This window comes from Konateibacter massiliensis, from assembly GCF_900184995.1.
Taxonomy (GTDB): Bacteria; Bacillota; Clostridia; order Lachnospirales; family Lachnospiraceae; genus Lachnotalea; species Lachnotalea massiliensis.
The window spans coordinates 1554432-1575561 of the sequence record NZ_LT860099.1 but is presented as its reverse complement, the minus strand read 5'-3'; the positions used below and the strand labels follow the sequence as shown (position 1 = coordinate 1575561).

Annotated in this window: 9 protein-coding genes; 8 read left to right on the top strand and 1 reads right to left on the bottom strand. The window is 40.9% G+C overall.

Features of this window, described 5'->3' with window-relative positions:
- The first annotated feature begins 335 nt into the window (after positions 1 to 335).
- The 4 genes from CTY48_RS13050 to CTY48_RS13035 are packed head-to-tail and all read left to right on the top strand — an operon-like array spanning position 336 to position 16668.
- Complete coding sequence (locus CTY48_RS13050) at positions 336 to 5462, top strand: family 43 glycosylhydrolase (RefSeq protein WP_180272727.1); 5127 nt, start codon at positions 336 to 338, stop codon at positions 5460 to 5462.
- A gap of 40 nt (positions 5463 to 5502) precedes the next feature.
- The gene (locus CTY48_RS13045; RefSeq protein WP_099468917.1) at positions 5503 to 7698 is read left to right on the top strand and encodes a family 43 glycosylhydrolase; all 2196 of its coding nucleotides are present in this window, start codon (positions 5503 to 5505) and stop codon (positions 7696 to 7698) included.
- A gap of 20 nt (positions 7699 to 7718) precedes the next feature.
- Complete coding sequence (locus tag CTY48_RS13040) at positions 7719 to 10592, top strand: LamG-like jellyroll fold domain-containing protein (RefSeq protein ID WP_099468916.1); 2874 nt, start codon at positions 7719 to 7721, stop codon at positions 10590 to 10592.
- 43 nt (positions 10593 to 10635) lie between these two features.
- Positions 10636 to 16668: an immunoglobulin-like domain-containing protein gene (locus tag CTY48_RS13035; RefSeq protein WP_099468915.1), complete on the top strand. Its 6033-nt coding sequence runs from the start codon at positions 10636 to 10638 to the stop codon at positions 16666 to 16668.
- Between the two features lie 80 nt (positions 16669 to 16748).
- Here CTY48_RS13035 and CTY48_RS13030 read toward each other — a convergent pair whose 3' ends face one another.
- Positions 16749 to 17570 (bottom strand): helix-turn-helix domain-containing protein, encoded by an 822-nt coding sequence (locus CTY48_RS13030; RefSeq protein ID WP_099468914.1) that lies wholly within the window; start codon positions 17568 to 17570, stop codon positions 16749 to 16751.
- Between the two features lie 316 nt (positions 17571 to 17886).
- Here CTY48_RS13030 and CTY48_RS13025 point away from each other — a divergent pair, with 316 nt between their 5' ends.
- The 4 genes from CTY48_RS13025 (at position 17887) to CTY48_RS13010 (ending at position 21089) form a co-directional block, all read left to right on the top strand.
- Positions 17887 to 18333, top strand: coding sequence for a DUF2975 domain-containing protein (locus CTY48_RS13025; RefSeq protein WP_099468913.1), 447 nt, complete (start codon positions 17887 to 17889; stop codon positions 18331 to 18333).
- 9 nt (positions 18334 to 18342) lie between these two features.
- Positions 18343 to 18573, top strand: coding sequence for a helix-turn-helix domain-containing protein (locus CTY48_RS13020; RefSeq protein WP_099468912.1), 231 nt, complete (start codon positions 18343 to 18345; stop codon positions 18571 to 18573).
- The gene (locus CTY48_RS13015; RefSeq protein ID WP_180272726.1) at positions 18557 to 20128 is read left to right on the top strand and encodes a DUF4153 domain-containing protein; all 1572 of its coding nucleotides are present in this window, start codon (positions 18557 to 18559) and stop codon (positions 20126 to 20128) included. Before CTY48_RS13020 ends, CTY48_RS13015 begins: the two co-directional genes overlap by 17 nt.
- A 115-nt stretch (positions 20129 to 20243) precedes the next feature.
- Positions 20244 to 21089, top strand: coding sequence for an RNA polymerase sigma factor region1.1 domain-containing protein (locus CTY48_RS13010; RefSeq protein WP_099468910.1), 846 nt, complete (start codon positions 20244 to 20246; stop codon positions 21087 to 21089).
- Positions 21090 to 21130: the final 41 nt, after the last annotated feature.

Here is a 21130-nt window from a genome sequence, read left to right as displayed (position 1 = left end):
TTGTTTATTAGTATGTTTGATTATATTATACAAATGTCACGAGCTTAAACTTCTTACTTCATAAATGATGTAGACCGCGTACTTTGAAAATTTAATGCATGGCAATCATCTAGTTGCATACGACCCAATGTTTCATGTTCAGCCAAATGGATAGACAATGAAACTTTCAATTTTCTAAAATACATTTAATTAAGATTGTGTTATCATCCGGGTCATATGCATTTTTTTATTTGTAGCAGGATACATAGTTATTGAATTTTAAAGGGTATAGAAGATTATTCAAGCATGAAGTGTAGGGGGATAGCTATGCATGAATGAAAGGAGTTTTTATGGATATGAAAAAGGTAAAAAAAAGGCTTGCCTGGTTAGTGGCTGTTTGTATGTCAATAACCACTTTTCCGGTAACATCATTGGGAATGCCAGGTATAGTACAAGCTTCAGAGGGGATCCTTGCACATTTTACATTTGATGATGACACAGATGGCTTTACAGGAGGGGGAGCAGTGGCAGCAAAGAATGGAGCAGGTATCTCACTGGAGACTGATGCCGTATCCGGACAGTCTGTGCGGCTTACCGGGACAGGTTCTTGGCTTAATGTGAAAGCAGAAGATGGAACAAGCCTTTTGACAGGCAAGAATGACATTACGATTTCCTATTATAGTAAATCGGAGAAATCTGGTGCTAACTGGAGTATTTTTGCAGCACCTAACACCAATGCCCAGACTTATAAAAGTGAGCATTATTTAGGAATATTGGATAATGCATCGGCTGTGCAGGTAGAACGCTATAACAATAGCGGTTCAAGACCGAGTGTGATTACACAGTCTACGCTTTCTGGCAGTTGGAAATATGTAACCGTTGTTGTGGAGGAAAGCAGTACAACACTTTATATTAACGGCGTTTTGCAGGAAACTTTGGGAAGCTCCTATAAGCTTTCCGACATACTTGGAAGCAGCAGTGTGCTTCAGATTGGTAAGGGAAACTGGGGAAGCGGGGAATATTATAATGGTTATATTGATGAATTGACAATCTACGATCACGCATTAACCGGGGAGGAAGTGGCAGAGGCATTTGATACAACAGGCGAAGTATGTAAGCAGGAAACTCTGGAAACAGCAAGCAGCCAATTAATTTCTGCGATGGGAGCTCTGGGAGACAATCATGCACTTACCGTTTCTGGTGACATGACACTTTTGGCAGCAACCTCAAATGGCACTTCCGTAAGCTGGGCTTCTTCGGACGAAAGTTTGATTACAACTGACGGAAAAGTAACACGTCCTTCGGGAGATGAGAATGGTACGGTGACACTTACAGCAACGTTGCGTGTTGGTTCCAGTACAAAAGAAATTATGTTTGAAGTTACCGTATTGCGGCAGGAAACGGACGGAGCGGCGGTTGAATGGGTAAAAGAGGCTTTAAGTCTGACACAGACAGAGAATATCAAAGGAAATATCACACTTCCTACGGAAAATGATTATGGAGCTGTCATTACTTGGGGAAGCTCCGATCCGAATGTCATAAGTGATGAGGAAGCAGCAAATGAAAATTATGATCCTATGCCTGCGGGTGTTGTGACAAGAGGGGATACGGTTCAAGAGGTGACACTTACTGCAACAATCCAAAAGGGAGAGACTGTTGCAAAAAAAGAATTTCATGTCACGGTGGCTGCCAAAGCAGAGGAAAAAGATTTGGAAAACTATCTGTTTGCTTATTTTCCGAGTAATACAGAGGAGCAGATTTACTTTGCAGCCGGAACAGATGAATTGCATTTTACGGATTTGAATGAAGGTTCCCCTGTTCTTACCTCCAATATAGGAGACCAAGGTGTACGTGACCCGTATATTTTCCGCTCTGCACAAGGAGATCACTTTTATATGCTGGCAACCGATTTGAAAGTAGAGACGACGGGATGGACAAAAGCACAGTATGGAGGAAGTCTGAATCTTGTCATATGGGAATCCGATGACCTTGTCAACTGGAGCAGCCCAAGACTTGTGGATGTGGGAATAAGCGGTTATGAAAATATCGGTTGTGTATGGGCTCCGGAAGCTATTTATGATGAAAAAACCGGTGAATACGTTGTATTTTGGGCTTCGATGACAGGGGCACAGGGAGCTTCGGGTACACATCAGATTGTGTATTATTCCAAGACCAGAGATTTTGTGAACTTTACGAAGGCAGAGAAGTATATTGACCGTGGAGGCAGCCAACATTGTATCGATACCTCGATGGTAAAAGTAAACGATAAATATTACCGCGTATCTGCCGACGGAGAAATCACTATAGAAACCAGTGATTCTGTTCTTGGTAACTGGACGAAGATTTCTACGTTAAAATCATTAAGTGCCGGAATGGAGGGATATTCTGCTTTCTTTGCAGAGAAAGGGATAACCTTGACAGGCGGTGTAGTAGAAGGCCCTGAGTTGTTTAAATTTAACAATGAAGACCGCTGGGGACTGTTTGTAGATAATTATGGCGGAGTAGGGTATATTCCTATTTCAACAACGGATATTTCAGATACGACAGGAAGTACATGGAAAATCTATGATTCAGATGATTATAATTTTGGTACTTTGAAAAAGCGTCATGGCAGTATCGTAGGAATTACGACGAAAGAATATCAGGCTATCATGGCAAAATGGGGAAATACGGCGGAGGAAAATACAGAGCAAGAGCAGGAGGACCCGGTATTGCTTTATGACTTCAATGAGACTGTTTCCAACTCTACCATTCAGGATCAGTCAGGGAACCATTACAATGGTACGCTCTATGGAAGTGCTGCGTATACAACCGATTCTGAAAAAGGAAATGTGTTATATCTGGACGGAACATCCGGTACATATGCAGGGTTTCCGACAGGCTTCTTTGACGGAAGAAATAAATTTACAGTTTCTTTTGATATGAAAGCAGTAACAGTAAGCGGTAATTTCTTTAATTTTGCAATAGGGAAGAATAGTACAAAATACCTGTTTCTGCGTTTGAGAGATACAGCGGCAAGACTGGCAATCACAACGGCATCTTATGGTGAGGAAGAGGCAGCAACGGCAACAACGGCTTCTATTGCAGACAAATGGGTCCATTATACGGTTGTGGTTAACGAAGACACTATGTCCTTGTATCAAGACGGTATTCAAATCGGTACAGTAAGTGATATGAAAAATTCAATAATCGATTTGGGCAGTAATCTTCTTGCTTACCTTGGCAAGTCTTTTTACAGCAGTGATGCTTATTTTAAAGGTTATTATGACAATGTAGCCGTATACAACCGGGTGCTGAGCGAGTTAGAAATTGCAGAGAAGCAGGGAATCACTCTGGACGCATTAAAGGGAGTGACCTCGGATGAAGCGACAATTATAACGGAAAAGCTGGATACAGCCAATCATACGGATACCATATATGTAAGTAAAAATAATACGGGCGGAGATTTGACAGATATCTCACTGGATTTTAATCTCGTTGAAGGTGCAAAGATTACGGAAGGCTTAAAGGATACGTATGATTTGACAAAGGATATCAAAATTCAAACTACTTTAGGCGAGAGTGTTAAGACTTGGACCATAAAGACGGTTGTGTGCAACAATCCGGTTTTAGGCGGGGAATATGCAGATCCGGATATTGACGTATTTAATGGAAAATATTACATATATCCTACAACAGACGGATATTCCGGCTGGAGCGGAACCAAGTTTCATGTATTCTCCTCAGATGATCTTGTAAACTGGGAGGATGAAGGCGTTATACTCGATCTGGCGGCAAATACGGATGAAGAGGCAGGAATAAACAGCAAGGGAGTACAGATTGCAAGTGTACCTTGGTCAAATGGAAGTGCATGGGCACCTAGTATCGAAGAAAAGAACGGAAAATATTATTTCTATTTCTGCGGTAATGACACGTCCACTAATAAAAAAGCGATTGGTGTTGCAGTAGCAGACTGTCCGACAGGACCGTTTACCGTAGCAAGTAAGCCGCTGATAACAATGGAAAATTGTACAACTGAGGGAATCACGATGGGACAGGCGATAGATCCGTCTGCCTTTACGGATGATAACGGAACATCTTATCTGTTATTTGGTAATGGTTCAGCGGCTATTGTACAGTTGGGTGATGATATGATGAGCTATGTTTCCGGAACTATGAAAAACATTACGGGAGCAACCAGTTTTAGAGAATCAATTATAGTTACAAAAAGAAATGGGTTATATCATTTTACCTGGTCCTGTGATGATACGGGAAGCGAGAATTATAAAGTAAATTATGGTACCTCCGCAAGCTTATATGGACCAATCACGTATCGGTATACACTTCTCGCCAAAGATACATCAAAGGATATTCTGGGAACGGGGCATCATTCTATTGTAAAGGTACCGGGAAAAGAGGAATATTACATTGCATATCACAGATTCCTGACACCTCTTGGACAGATAACGTCCGGTTTTGGATATCACAGAGAAACCTGTATCGATCAATTGACATTTGATGAAGCTACCGGATTGATGAATGTGGTAACACCGACGCTGGAAGGAATTACGACTCCGGTTAAGCTTACTGTGACATTAAATTATCAGGCAGGAACCGGAGGCAGAATTTCAGGCACAGCGATACAGGAGGTAACGATCGGAGGAAATTCGTCAGCAGTTACCGCAGTACCGGATGCAGGGTATCGGTTCACAAAGTGGAGTGACGGCGTAACGACAGCAACCAGAAAAGATACCAATGTGACGGCAGAAAAGACGCTGACCGCCCTATTTGAAAAGCTCACTTATACACTTACCTATCAGGCTGGCAGCGGCGGAAAGATTACCGGTACGGCTTTGCAGACAGTAAAATATGGAGGAAGCGCAGCGGCAGTTACCGCAGTACCGGATGCAGGATACAAGTTCATAAAGTGGAGTGACGGTGTGACAACGGCATCAAGAACGGATACTAATGTGACGGCAGGAAAGACGGTAACCGCATTATTTGAACCGCTTGCAGCGAAAGTAACACTAAATACGAAAAAGATAACGCTTGGTGTAAAAGAAACCTATAGCTTGACGGCAGAGGTGACCCCTTCCAATGCAAGTGCAGAAACGAAGAAGGTTACTTGGAAGACGAGTAATTCAAAGATAGCAACCGTATCTGCGAATGGAAAAATAACGGCAAAGAAAACGGGAAAGGTTAAGATAACTGCAACAACAGGAAATGGAAAAACAGCCACTTGCACGGTTACGGTTAAGACAGCACCTTCCAAGATTAGTCTGAATGCAACGAATAAGACGTTGAAGAAGGGAAAGACCTTCCAGATAAAAGTAACCTTATCCAAGAATTCGGCAAGTAATAAGATTACATATACCTCCAGTAATAAAAAGGTGGCAACCGTATCTGCTTCCGGTAAGATAAAAGCAATAAAGAAAGGAACGACAACGATTACCGTTAAAGCCTTTAACGGAAAGAGCCAAAAGATTAAGATTACTGTAAAATAGACTTTTAATATGGTGTAGCGGAAGGAAAGGATGCAATAGTATGAAAAAGAAATTTTTATTAAGTGTATTGGCGCTTTCCATGGTAGTAGGATTGGAAGGGATAGTATCACAAGCTGTATCGGGGGATACAACAATAAAGGAAACCGTGATTTCAAAAAGTGAACTTGGCAATCCGGTTGCCGGTTTTGATGCAAACGGCAATGTAATATATGGAGGTGATTCGTCCGTCCTCGTAGATGGCGATACGGTATACCTCTATGTGGGGCATGATGCTTCTACGAATGACGGATATGTAATGCCGAATTATTTATGTTATTCTACGCAGGATATGAAAAATTGGACCTATCATGGCGTTGTAATGGATATGAAAAATGTAAGCTGGGGAACTACTGATACTGCATGGGCAGGACAGGTCACGAAACAAAACGGAAAATACTATATGTATTATTGCGCCGCAAACACGAAAGACAATTATGATAAGGCGATTGGCGTTGCTGTATCCGACAGTCCGACAGGAACATTTGTGGATATCGGAAGTGCATTGATTGCGGGTTCGCAAACGAATAGGAATTCTTTTCAGTGGCAAGATATTGATCCGACTGTATGGAAAGATACCGATGACAACGGTGAAGAACATATTTATCTGGCATGGGGAAATACACATCTGTTCATGTGTGAATTGAATCAGGATATGATTTCAGTGAAAGACCAAAATGGGGACAGTAAGATTACGTTAGATGAAGATCTCTGGCAGCAGTCAATTACAGGAATGTCCGGTACATATACAGAAGCACCGTGGTTATATCACAGACAGGATGAAAGCGGCAATTACTATGGGAAGTATTATCTTTTTTATGCGATGAATTGGAGAGAAGAGATGGCGTATGCCACGACAGACGATCTTACAAACGGAACGTGGACATTTGGCGGTCGGATTATGGAGCCGTCAGCGACTTCAAATACCAATCATATGGCTGTATTTGACTTTGACGGAAAAACATATTTTATGTATCATAACGGATCGTTGCCTTGGGGAAGCGGATACCGCAGAGTTGCAAGTATAGAAGAAATGACATTTGCAGATGACGGAAGTGTCAATTATATTCAGGAAACTGCAACCGGTCTGACGGGAACAAGCAATCAGATTTTAAATTCCGACAATGAACTGGTTGCGCATGAAAATTTCGCCAACTCTTTGAGTGATTCGGCTTATCCGATTACAAAATCTGTTTTGACAAGCAGCAGCGCGGATAAAAGCGATGCGATGTGGGAAATTGTTCCGGGTAAAGCCGATAAGGCAAACGAGGCATATGTATCAATCGAGTCATACAATAAGCCGGGGCTTTATTTGTCGGTAGATTCTTCCTATAATATTATTTTGACACAGGATTATCGTTCGGCAAATTCCTCCGGAATTACAGCAGATTCCAACAAAATGACCTTCCGTACTTTAGAGGGATTTTCAGGAAGCGGTGTAACTTTTGAAAGTGTTGCTTATCCGGGTTATTATCTGACTTCTGCAAAGGGAAAACTTATATTGAGCCAGAATCCGAACAACAAGGATTGCACATTTACGGTTGCTAAATCGGCAGATATCACATCAGTGAAGGCAAGAAAGACAACCAGAAGCTATTATGCGGGCGATACTTTGAAAGATAATGATATCCGTTTGACTATCAATTATGATGACGGCACCAGTGAATCGGTTCTAAAAGGATATATAAGCAATGCGTCAAGTATTGATATGAGTAAAGCGGGTATAAAGACTTTGACTGTATCGTATACAGAAAAAGGGATTACAAAGACCGCAGATATCAGTGTTACGGTTCAGAGCAAGCCATCCGCTGCACAGACTGAAATCCCAATCAAAAACGGAATATATCAGGTGGGGAATCTGAAATACGAGGTTACGAAGTCGGCTGAAAAAGGCGGTACAGTTACGGTTGCCGGGGCAAAATCGGATACATTGAAATCTATCACAATACCGAAGACCGTGGAAATAGACGGATATACATTTAATGTGACTGCCATAGGAAGTGGTGCCTTTGAAGATATGAAAAAATTAAAGACGATTACAATCGGCGATAATATTAAGAGCATTGGTTCAAATGCTTTTAAAGGAATCAATAAAGCTGCCGTATTCAAAGTATCTTCTTCCAAATATAAAACCATGAAGAAATTATTAACCAGTAAAACCGGTTATAGCAGTAAAACTATGACTATTAAAAAGATTTAATAGCAGAGGGGGAAAAGGCAATGAAATTTAAAAAGTTTTTCAGTGGTTTTATGGCGGCAGCTATGCTTTTTACAATGGTTTTTATAAATGACCAATTACTTATACAGGCGATGGAAGTGCCCACACCTGTAGCAACTTACGGATTTGACGGAACACTTGATGATGCAGCAGCGGTAGTGACGGGATTAGGAAATTATAGCGGAGAGGTAACATACGGAACCGGTAAATCAGGCAAAGAGGAGGATCAGGCCATTCAGCTTGGAAATTATGGACTCCATTTAAACCAGACGAACCTTGGTGACAACTATTCAATTTCTATGTGGGTAAATCCAAGCAGTACCGTAGCAACAAATTCGCCGGTTGTATTTTTAGGATATCATAATCCGGAGAAGTGGGTGGCAGTATCGGGAGAAAGTAACAGCAGCAGTTGTAAGGTATGGACGAATGGGACCAGTGACAGCGGAACAAAATATTCATGGAAAACGGTATCGACAGTGAGTCTGCCGGCAAGTACATGGAGTATGCTGACTTTGACACAGACAGGAGATACGTTGAGTGCTTATGTTGACGGCACCCTGATCGGAACAGGAAATGCCGTAAACGCATTAAATGGTGCAAATCAGAGTATCTGGCTCGGTGTTTCCTACTGGGATGCTGAATTTTCCGGTTTGGTGGATGATGTATCCGTTTATGATTCTGCATTAACAGAAGAAGAGGTACGTGCTCTATGTGAAAAGTCCGCAGAAGAAGTGTTTGCTTCCCAAGGTTTTACTGCTACGGCGGGCATAAGTGTATTTGAAGGCAATTCCTCTAAAATAAATGTGACACTTCCGTCTTTCGTTACCACAGCAAGTGTATCTTATGAATCGGAGGATACTTCTATTGCAAAGGTAGATTCCGAAGGAAACATAACAGGTGTATCAGTTGGTCAAACGGCAATTACAACCACAGTAACAGTAGGAGCAACAACCAAAACAGCCGAGACGACGGTAACGGTAAAAAGCATTGAGAATGTAAATGAGGATTTGGCAGTAGATTATGATTTTTCAAAGGCTGTAGGCGACGAATTGGTAGACATATCAGGACATGGTAATAATGCAACAATTCATAATTCCAGCTATGTTACATTTACCACAGAAGATGGTAAGAATGTTATGAATATCACAGATTCAAGCAGTTATTTGGATCTTCCTATGGGCATTATGGATGCATTGTCTGATAAGGAAAAATTTACGATAGAAGCTACTTATTCGAGAAGTACAGATGCGGGAGGAACTTCTTGGTTATTCTGTTTTGGTTCTAATCCGAAAACAGCAGGAACAAACTACATGTTCTATTGCCCGTATTTCAGCTATGGAAGCGGACAGGTAAGAGCCGGAATTAAAAACAGCAGCACAGAACAGTTGTTTTCAACAGGAATTCAGAATAACAATGATGAGTTTTATACGATTGATATGGTATTTGATGAGGGTACGATCAAATTATATATTGATGGTGTAAAAGTCGGCGGACAATTAGATTCCGGCTACAGCATTGAAAACGATGTTATTGCGGGCGGATGTGTCAATGAGATTTTGGGCTATATCGGAAAATCCTGTTGGTCAGTTGATACGAATTTTGTAGGAAAAATTTCTGCATTCCGTATTTATAACAAGGCAATGACAGATGAAGAAGTGCAGTTATCGGATCCGGCTTATCAAGAAAAGCTTCAGGAGGATTTAAATGAAAATCTGACGGAATCAAATATTATCGGAAGCAGAAACACTTCCGCTGAAGAAGTACGTTACAATTTAAGTTTGTCAAGTACTTTGAATGAAATGGATATAATATGGGATTCGAGCAATACGGATGTAGTCAGCAATAGAGGTATTGTACAAAACGGTATAAAAGATCAAACTGTAACATTGACCGCAACTGTTACATCCGGGGTGTTAACAGCATCAAAAAGCTTCACAATAACCGTAAAGGCATTGGATAAGACAAAGTTGGAGAGTGTATTGGCAGAAGCTGCAGGATATTACAATAATACATATTATACGGATGATTCAAGAGCAGCTTTGAAAAAGGTAATTGACAAGGCGCCGGCTGTAACGGTTCAGACAGAAGTGGATGCTTTGGTAACAGCGATTACAAGAGCAATTAAAAATCTGGAGTATGGCGCAGTATATCTGGATCCATTTGCGTATATTAAGGAGTCTGGCATTGCGGCTTCTAAGACGGTTTCTGTAAATGAAACAGCCAAGTTATTTACACTTCCGGATGAAATTAAAGATATGGTAACCGTATCCTATGCCTCCGGCAATACCTCAGTTGCAATATACAAAAACGGAGCAGTAACCGGATTAAAGGCAGGATATACATATGTAACGGCAACTGTGACGTCAAAATACGACGGATTTGCAATGAAATATCAGACCTTAGTATCCGTGGATACCGATATGTCTGGGGTTACCGTAACGTCAACTGTAACGGGTCTTGCAAAAGGAAAAACAACACAGATTAAGGTTTCCTATCCGGACAAAGTAAAGAATGCAGGGGCAGTTGTCACTTATACTGCTGCAGGCGCGGTATCGGTATCAGATTCTGGCAAGGTGACTGCGAAAAAGGACGGCAAGGGCACCGTAACGGTAAAAATAAAAGCCGGAGGCAAAAGCATTACAAAGAATCTGACCTTTCAGGTAGGAAGCATTTCCGGAAACAGTACGCTGAAAGTCAAAGAATCAACAACTCTGAAAGTGACGGGCATTTCAGGGAAAGTAAAATGGTCCGTAAACAAAAAAGAAATTGCATCCATCAATTCAAAAGGGAAGCTGACAGCAAAGAAAAAGGGGAAGGTAGTTGTCACTGCTAAGGTTGGCGGCGTAACAATCCAAAAAACGATTACGGTCAAATAAAACAACCAAAATAAAGACGCGGATAATAAAAAAGGAGAACAGTATGATTAAATATGGAAAAAGAATTTTAGCAGCCATATTGAGTTTTACTATGACGTTAACCCTGTTTCAGGGGTTAACGTTAATAGAAGCAAAGGCTGCAGCGATAACAGATGATTTAGTTGTGCATTATGACATGAGCCATGCGGACGGAAAACTGACGGACTTAACGGGAAATGAGCACAATGCCGCTTTAAAAGGGTTTACCGATTCGGATTTTACAACGGATGATTCTGGGAATGTATTAAATTTTGACGGCTCTTCGTCTAAATATGTGGAGATTCCATCCGGTACAATCACAGGGGAAACATTTACAATCGAAGCAACCTTTCAGGATAATACAAAGTCAAGCGCATGGCTGCTTACACTTGGCACAACGGTTGGAACTTGGCCAAATGTAGCAAACTATTTGTTTGTTTCGCCGATATCCAGTGACGGCAATTATGCAAACAGTATTCTGGCGGCTATCAAAAACAGTTCCACAGAGCTTCGTGTACCTAAAACAAAATTATTGACTCCGTCTACAACTTACAAAAATGTGGTAGATGTTGTATTTGATAACGGAAACGTCACTTATTACTTAAATGGTGAGGCATCAGAGGTAACCGCATCCGGCTATAAGATACAGGATATTTTAAGTGCGAACAGTACAGACAGCTGTATCGGTTACATTGGTAAATCCTTATATAGCCCTGATGCAGCATACAAAGGTACACTGTCTGATTTTAAGATTTACAGCACAGCCTTGACCTTAGAACAGATTAATCAGAACTATTCGGCGGCTCTTGGCAGTATTGTGACTTCAGGTTTGCTTGATACAATCTTAAGTGATAACAGCAGTGCAGATGCAGTTACAAAGAGCCTTTCATTTCCGTCTGAGATAAACGGAGTTTCACTGACATGGTCTTCTTCGGATACGACGGTAATTGACGATGACGGTACCTATCATTATACGGGTTCCGATCCGGTAACCATAACCATTACAGCAACCGGAACCTATGAAGATGAGACCATATTTACAAAGGATTATTCCATAACCGTTATCAGTCCCTTTGGGGAAGATTATAATACGCTGACTATTCCAAACGCAGATGATATCAGAGGAAATATTACGCTTCCGACAACAGGAGAAAATGGTTCCGTTATCACATGGGAGTCCTCAAATGATGAGGTGGTTTCTGTTGAAAGCAAAGAAAACGAAGGTTATGACACGAAACCGGCAGGTGTAGTGACAAGGCAGGATCAAGATACGAATGTTGTTCTGACAGCCGTACTTACATTGGACGGGAGTACTTTGACAAAAGAATTTGAACTGACAGTAAAAGCAAAGGCAGAAGTTGCAGATACAACAGATTACTTATTTGCGTATTTTATAGGCAATGGCTCCGGTGAGGAACAGATTTATTTTGCATCCAGTCAGAATGGAACAGATTGGGAAGAACTCAATGAGGAAGAGCCTGTATTAGAATCCACACTGGGAACAACAGGTCTGCGTGATCCGTTTATCATCAGGTCAGCAGAAGGGGACAAATTCTATCTGATAGCAACGGACCTTTGCATTGCAAAAGACGGAAATTGGACAACTGCTCAGCAAAACGGAAGCCAGTCAATTATGGTTTGGGAATCCGAAGATTTAGTCAATTGGTCCGCTCAGCGTATGGTGACTGTCAGTGCCGGTATTAATGCAGGCTGTACCTGGGCACCGGAAGCTTTTTATGATGAACTGACAGGTGAATATGTTGTATTCTGGGCATCAAAGGTTGCCGATGACAGCTATGCAAAACAGAGGATTTATTATTGTAAAACAAGAGATTTTTACACCTTTACAGAGCCGCAGGTATGGATTGACAGAAGTGTATCGACAATTGATACGACAGTTGTCAATGGAAATGACGGATATATCTATCGTTTCTCAAAAAATGAAGGCTCCGGAACCGTTGATGGTGAATCAGTAAGCGCAGCCACAACGTTCTTACAGAGATCAAAGACACTTCTTGGAACATGGGAGAATGTGACTTCTGCTTCATTAAAATCACAAAGCGGTGTGGAAGGGCCGACTTGCTTTAAATTCAATCAGGATGACAGCAACTCAGATAAATGGTGTCTTCTCCTGGATAACTACGGAAGCGGTGGTTACTATCCGTTAACGACGGACAGTTTATCAAATGCAGTTTTTGCGAAAATTACTGCCAGTCTTCCGTCAAAGCCGCGTCATGGTACGGTATTGAATATTACCAAAGAAGAATACAACACTTTAATGAGTGCATATTCTAAGGAAACTCCTGACGAAACACAGGATGAAGGAAATCTTTTGGCAGAATATGATTTTTCCGATGAAAAAGTCAGCGGAACCACAGACGGGTCGACGATTGAAGATGTTTCCGGCAATGGCAAGACAGCAACGATTAAAGGAAACGGTGCAGCTATAGCAGATAATGTGCTGACACTTCCGGGCGGAGCAGCCGGGTCTACTGCCGCGTATGTATCGATACCTGGTACGGTGTTTGAAGGTCATGATGCATTGACCATTTCGTTATGGTTAAAGAACGAAACAGGCTCGGGAGATTACAGTGCGATGTTTTTTGGCAGCAAAACCAAATATTATGGCGAGGGTACATCTACCTTTCCATTGAATTACTGGTTGTTGAATCCTGCTTCACCAAGTGGATATTTTAAGTCGGTATGGACGAAGTCCAATAATGCTTCTGCACCGTATAATACAGAAACAGCGGCATCTACCACAAAAACAGACGCTGGCTGGGGAATGTATACGACGGTAATTACGGCAGACAGCATTACCGGGTATTATAATGGTGTAAAAGTATCTACTGCAAGCAAGACCAATACGACGACTGATTTTGGTACGGGATTGGTTGCAGCACTTGGACGTTCCGGGTATAACGATAAGTTTTATAAAGGCGGCGTCCGGAATGTAAAGGTATATGATGCGGCGTTGTCACAGGATGCGATTACAAAAGAGTATAACAACGGTATTCTGGCTATAGACAAAGAAGCATTAACGTTGGGGGATACCAGTGCGGTTACTTCTGATTTAGAGCTTCCGGCAACCGGTTCAAAGGGCTCACAGATTACGTGGGGCAGCAGCAATACAGAGATTATTACGAATGACGGTAAGGTAACAAGACCGGCAACTGATAAAAATGTCAATGTTACAATGACAGCAACGTTATCGTCAGGTGATTTGACTGTTACAAAAGAATTTACAGTTACCGTTGTTGCGGCAAATATAACAAATCTTTTTAACGAAGCAGTTGCGGCATTACATGTAAAGTCAAGCACTACAGACAGTATTGCATTACCTGCAACAGCTGGTAATATCGGTGAAACACCGATTGCAATTGCATGGAAGAGCAGCAATACGAAGGTTCTTGCAAATGACGGAACAATGGTAAAACGTCCGGCTTCTGGGGAAGAGGATGTGACACTTACCGTATCGGCGTCAATTTCATATAATAACGGAACGGTAAAATTAGATGCGAAAAAAGACTTTTCGATTACGGTCCGTGCTGAGGATTATGGATATCTGATGGCATATACCAACAGTACTGAAACAACATCATTAGGAATGAGTCTCCATCTTGCATACAGCGCAGATAATGTTGACTATACGGCATTAAATTCCAACACAGGTATTTGCTTTGCCAACAATGCAGGCGGATCAAAGAACTCGAGTCCAAATGGTCTTGCATCACCTTATATTTTCCGAAAAGCAGACGGTACATATGGTATGATTGCCCGCAATTCTACCAGCTCCAGCTATATTTATGTATTTGACTCAACGGATTTGATTCATTTTACAAATGAGCGTAAGCTTGCAGTAAGTGCTGCCGTTACAACAGCTCCACAGTGCAGCTATGATGATGAAACAGGTATTTATACCATTTATTGGGGAGACGCAACAAATACCTATGCAACTACGACAAAAGACTTTGAGACAGTTCTTGCAACAACCACTGCCGCTTATACACCGACAACAGTGGAGAAGACCGGAAGCTGGCCGGATGGGGCAACAGCAGGTGGTGTACTTAATGTCAGCAAAACAGAATACGACCGTGTTGTGAATAAGCTGGGTGTTGTTAAAAATACCGGAATTGAACCGGTAACTGTAACAGCAGATGCGGGGGCAGATATCAAATCGCTTCTACCGAAAAAAGTTACGGCTAATTACAGCGATGGTTCTACCACAGATATGAATGTAAGCTGGAATCTTTCCAATGTAGATTTGAGTAAGGGCGGAACGTATGAAATAACAGGAACAATTAAACAGACAGAATATGCGAATCCATTTATTGAGCATCGCGCAGACCCGTGTATTTTTCAAGGTGAGGATGGCTACTACTACTTTACGGCATCCTATCCGATGAACGGTTCTTCAGATACAAATGGATACGATAAAGTTATTTTAAGAAGAGCTACGACGATTGAGGGATTACAGAATGCAACAGAAGTTACGATTTGGGATTGTGACAATTCCTCTACGGAATACCGCTATATATGGGCACCGGAATTCCACTATATCAACGGAGTTTATTATATTTTCTATACATCAAGTATAAGCTCTGGCAGTGTATGGAGTATCCGTCCGCATGTATTAAGATGCAATAACGCAGCAGATATCATGAACCCTGCTTCTTGGGAAGCCATGGGGCAGATGCAGGCAAAAAGCACAGATACACAGGCATTTACAGGTTTCTCTCTTGATATGACCTATTTTGAGAATAACGGACATCATTATGTGATGTGGGCACAGACAGACGGATATTCTTCTCTGTTTATAGCAGAGATAGATCCGGATCAGCCGTGGAAATGTGTTTCAGACAGTGTTAAAATAAGCATTCCTGAATATAGCTGGGAGCGTATTAATGAAAATGTAAATGAAGGTCCATCTGTTCTGATTCACGACGGAAAAATATATTGCACATTCTCAGCATCGGGAACCGGAGTAGAATATTGCATCGGACTTTTGACCGCGGATGCAGACGCAGATTTACTGGATGTGAATTCTTGGGTAAAACAGAGTTATCCGATATTAACCTCTGCTGATGTAGCAGGTGAATACGGTCCGGGACATAATTCATTTACAGTGGATGAAGACGGAAATGTGATTTTCGTATATCATGCCAGAGGTGAAGCGTGTTATAAGAAGCAATGCCAGTGGGCAAGTCAGAACTCACTGTATGATCCATGCCGTGATGCAAGAATTAAGAGAGTACACTGGGCAGCAGACGGCTCGCCGATTTTAAAAATGACCTATTCGGAAGAATTGGTTAGTAAGACGGTGAAAGCAATCGTTACAGTAAAGGCAAATACATTCTATACCTTAAAATATCTTGCTTCTACAGGCGGAAGTATCAGCGGACAGACACAGCAGAGTGTAGCAGCGGGTAAAAATGCAACAACTGTAACAGCAGTTCCGGCAACAGGCTACCGATTTGTGAAGTGGAGTGACGGCGTAACAACGGCATCAAGAACGGATACCAAGGTAACCGCAGGAAAGACGGTAACCGCATTATTTGAACCGCTTGCAGCAAAAGTAACACTAAATACGAAAAAGCTAACGCTTGGTGTAAAAGAAAGCTATACCTTGACAGCAGAGGTGACCCCTTCCAATGCAAATGCAGAAACGAAGAAGGTTACTTGGAAGACGAGTAATTCAAAGATAGCAACCGTATCTGCGAATGGAAAAATAACGGCAAAGAAAACGGGAAAGGTTAAGATAACCGCGACAACAGGAAACGGAAAGACAGCCACTTGCACGGTTACGGTTAAGGTGGCACCTTCCAAGATCAGTCTGAATGCAACGAATAAGACGTTGAAGAAGGGAAAGACCTTCCAGGTAAAGGTAAAGTTATCAAAGAATTCGGCAAGTAATAAAATTACTTACACTTCCAGCAATAAGAAGGTGGCAACCGTATCTGCTTCCGGTAAAATAAAAGCAATAAAAAAGGGAACTGCAACGATTACTGTTAAAACCTTTAATGGAAAGAGTCAAAAGATTAAGATTACGGTAAAATAGGAGCAGTAAGAATATGCGTTGATGTGCCAAAACAGTACATCAGCGCATATTCATTTACAAAGTTATATTTTTCTAAAGCATTACTTTTTTTGTGCCTTAAGATTAAGCAGAAAGAATACAATGGAAAGAATCGCCAGAATAGAATAAGTTAAGACATCCCATGTATCAATGAGCGGTTCATCTATTATGCGGGAAAGACTAAAACTGATGAAAAAGCATACAGGGATACCAATCAGAAAAGATATTGCCGCTGCCATCAATTTTTGGTCTTTTAATATTTTAAAAAGTAAAAAAACACTCCATAAAAATACAAGAGAAATAGCTGCCATTCTTATGCCGATAGGCATTATAAATGGATTGTCTTTGACAAGATTATCAATCACATATAAAAAGGGAATGATTAAAATAGTTAATGCGATCATAGTTCCCACGATTCCTTTTTTTCCAAATCGAATGACCGGAAAGAAGACCAGCCATGTAAAAAGAATGGAGCTAATTGGGAAGAGTGACCATGTAAAACCACCCGAAATTGCCATGTCACAGATAGAACATACTATAATACCAGCCAAAAGCAAGAAAGAGAAGGCTGCCGCACCTATAACCTGTAGATTTTTCACTTTGCTTTTCACAGCTTTGTCTGCATAGTGCAAAGCGTTATCAATACTTACTGTAGTATTTTCGGAAACAGAATTGCTTTTTTCACCATTCAATAACTCGCTTGCGGTTACACCAAGTATATTGGCAAGGTCTGGTAAGAGTGAGATATCCGGGTAGCTTAATCCGCGCTCCCATTTAGAAACAGCCTTGTCTGTAACATTCAGTTTAGAAGCCAAATCTTTTTGTGTCATCGACTTCGCTTTTCTCAATTCAGCAATAAATTTCCCCATTTTTTTATTATCCATAAATAACTCCTTTTCAGATTGTTTTTCTTATTCTTTATTATAAGTGAATAAGTAAAGCTTTTCCACCGACCATAGGTTGAATAACATAAAGTAAACCTATGGTAGAGTGATTGTTTTCGCTTTTAATCCTAATTTTTATTTTATCATACACCCTAGAATATTACTATAATGGATGAGATGACTTTTGGGAAAAGATATTCATAATATATCTTTTTGCAACATAAAATTATCGTAAAACGATAAAAATATATTGAATTGCAAAAATATCTGTGCTATAGTAATGAAAAAGATATGAAAGAAAAGAGGCAAGGTTATCATGAAGGATAAAATAACTATTTTAACAAAACTGTTATTGGATGCAATGTTTTTCGGGGGCATGTTTGTCTGCGTTACCCTTCCGATCAGTATCAAATTTTACGGAAATTACAATAAATATTTTGCGGAAAATTATATTGAGCTGTGTATTCTGTTTTTCTTATCAGGAATATTTGCGGTTCTGATTATATGGGAGCTGCGGAAAATGTTTCAATCCGTGCTAAAGGACGACTGTTTTACACGAGCAAATGTGATCAGCTTAAAACGAATGGGAAGCTACAGCTTTTCCATTGCATTTATCACCTGTTTTCGCTTGTTTTTATATCTGACACCTGCGGTGCTCGTGGTCATTTTGGTGTTTATCATAGCGGGGCTGTTCAGCAAGGTATTATCCCTTGTGTTTGATAAGGCGGTAACGTACAAATTGGAAAATGACTTAACGATTTAGGAGGAGTCTATGGCTATTATAATAAATTTAGACGTGGTTATGGCACAGCGGAAAATGGGCTTGACGGAGCTTGCCAGCGAGGTAAACATAACAATGGCAAACCTCTCCATTTTAAAAAATAACAAAGCAAAAGCGATCCGGTTGTCCACTCTGGAGGCAATATGCAAGACACTTGACTGTCAGCCGGGGGATATTCTGCAATATGTGGAGGATGACGGGGAGAATGAAGAGCGTGAATAGCTCTGAAATGGAGGAAAAAATGATGGAAGAAGAAAATAAAGTTTTAACACCAAGAACCTATATGACAACAGAGGACATTGAATCAAAGGAACGAAAGTTAATAAAGGAAAATTATCAATTTTTTGGTTTGGCAAGTATTTTGTATGCAGTCTTTTACACCTTTTGCGTGTACAAAAACGCTGACGGTATTACCCTGCCGCTTTTACAGGTGGGGACGATTTCCTACTATATTATTTTTTTAAGAAAGCTAGGCTTTGAGCTAAAAAAAGGCTCCTACTTTTATATGGTTTCCATTCTGCTGCTCGGTCTCTCGATTTTCCTGACGGACGATTGGAAGATAAATATATTAAGCAAGACAGCGATATTTGTACTTCTTGTTATTTTTATCCTGCATCAGCTCTATGAGGATTCCAAATGGACAATCGGAAAATATCTGGCGTCATTTGCAGTATTAGGCTTAGAGAGCATTGCGGCAATTCCTTTTCCTTTTGCGGACGCGGCAAGGGCAGTAAAGGAGAAGCAAAAAAAAGAAGACGGAAAGATAAAATATATTTTGATTGGACTTGGGATTGCCGTACCGCTTACCCTTCTTATTATGGCGCTGCTTTTGAGTGCAGATGCGATTTTTGCTAATATTTTTGCCGATATGATAGATGGATTAAAGGTGTTTCAGAATATCTTTTCGATATGTCTTACCGCACTGTTTGCCTATATCGGTATTTACTGCTTTATAAACGGAGCGGCGAAGAAAAACATCAAAGAAGAGGTGAAGGATCAAAGAATTTTGGAACCGCTTATTGCGAACACGTTTTTAGGAGTTATCAGCGTGGTCTATGTTATGTTCTGTGCCGTACAGATTATGGGATTATTTGCGGCTAGTATGAAACTGCCGGAACATTATTCTTATGCGCAATACGCGAGAGAAGGATTTTTTCAACTGTTGTTTGTATGTGCTATCAATATTCTCATTGTTTTGTGCTGTATGGCGTTTTTTAAGGAGAGCAAGGCACTAAAAGGGCTTCTCACTCTGATATCCGTATGTACTTATATTATGGTTGCATCCAGCGTGTACCGTATGCTGCTCTATGTCCAGATATACCATTTTACTTTTTTAAGACTTTTTGTACTTTGGTCACTTCTGGTGATAGCCCTGCTGATGGCAGGAATTATGGTATGCATATACCGCGAAAGCTTTCCGCTGTTTCGGTATTGTCTGACGGTCGTGACAGCAGCGTACATTGTGTTTGCGTTTAGTCACCCTGATTATCTGATTGCAAGCTATAACATAAATGCGATAGAAAAGGCAGAGAAAGAAGAGTTCAGCATGGATTACGGCGGAGTCAGAGACTTTTATTATCTCACCTCCTTGTCGGCAGATGCCGCGAAAGCGCTTGCATCCTATGAAGGAGAAACTCTGACCTCCTATGGCGAAGACGAGGACAGTATAAGGGCATATTTTAATAAAATAAAGGAAAAATCAGAAAAGCTTACACCACGTACCTTTAATATATCCAGATATATAGCGGGAAATATTGCAAAGGAGTATCTTAAGTAGATTTCAGGTGTCAAAAGCTCTGTCAAAACGATAAGTTGTGTTATCTCTTGCTTTGTGATATGCTAATAGGACAAAAACAAGAAATGCATAGGTTAAAGGAGAAATTAGTTTCGGAATGAATGATAAAATTATATTTAGGGAAATGCTTTCTGAGATTGGAACGGTAGCGGAGACAAAGGGAAATAAACTGACGGTTGAGGAAATAAAGGAATTTTTTAAAACGGCTTCACTGACAGAGGAGCAGATGGAGCTGGTATATGGCTATCTGGAAGCGAATAAGATTACAGTTGAGGGTCATGAAAAGGGCGAGACGGCAAAGCTGTTTGAGACTCAGACAAAGGAAGAGGCGCAGGAGGAAGAAGGCACTGAAGAAAAGAGTGAGATTCAGGCGTCAGAGTCCAAGATAAAGGTGCAAGGCGAGGACAGTAAGTATCTTGATATGTATCTGGAGGAATTGGAAAGTATTTCTCCGGCAAGCGAGAGTGAGAAAAAAGAGCTGTATGGTCAGGTGCTTCAGGACAATCCCCTCGCAAAAAGCAGATTGATTGAGATTTACCTTTCAAGAGTGGTGGCGCTTGCGAAAAATTATGTAAACCAAGGAGTCGCCTTAAGTGATTTAATTCAAGAGGGAAATATCGGCTTGATGCTCACCCTCGATACGATGGAAGAGATTGCAGAGACACGGGTGGAAGCCGCACTGGAAAACGGAATTGTCACAGCACTTCAAAATGCCGTTGAGGAGGCAGATTCACTTGTGAGCGCAGGTAAGCAGATTGTGAACAGAGTGAACTACCTAAACGAAGGCGCCAAAAATCTGGGTGAGGAACTTGGAAGAAGGGCAAGTGTGGAAGAGCTTGCAAAATATATGGAGATGTCTGAGGAGGAAATCGCAGATATCATCCGTGTGTCCGATGGTGAAATTGTTGTTTTGGAAAATGAAGATAAAAAAGAACGAGAATAAGAACCTTTTATACAAAAAAGAAGAAGCTGAAAGCAATCAAA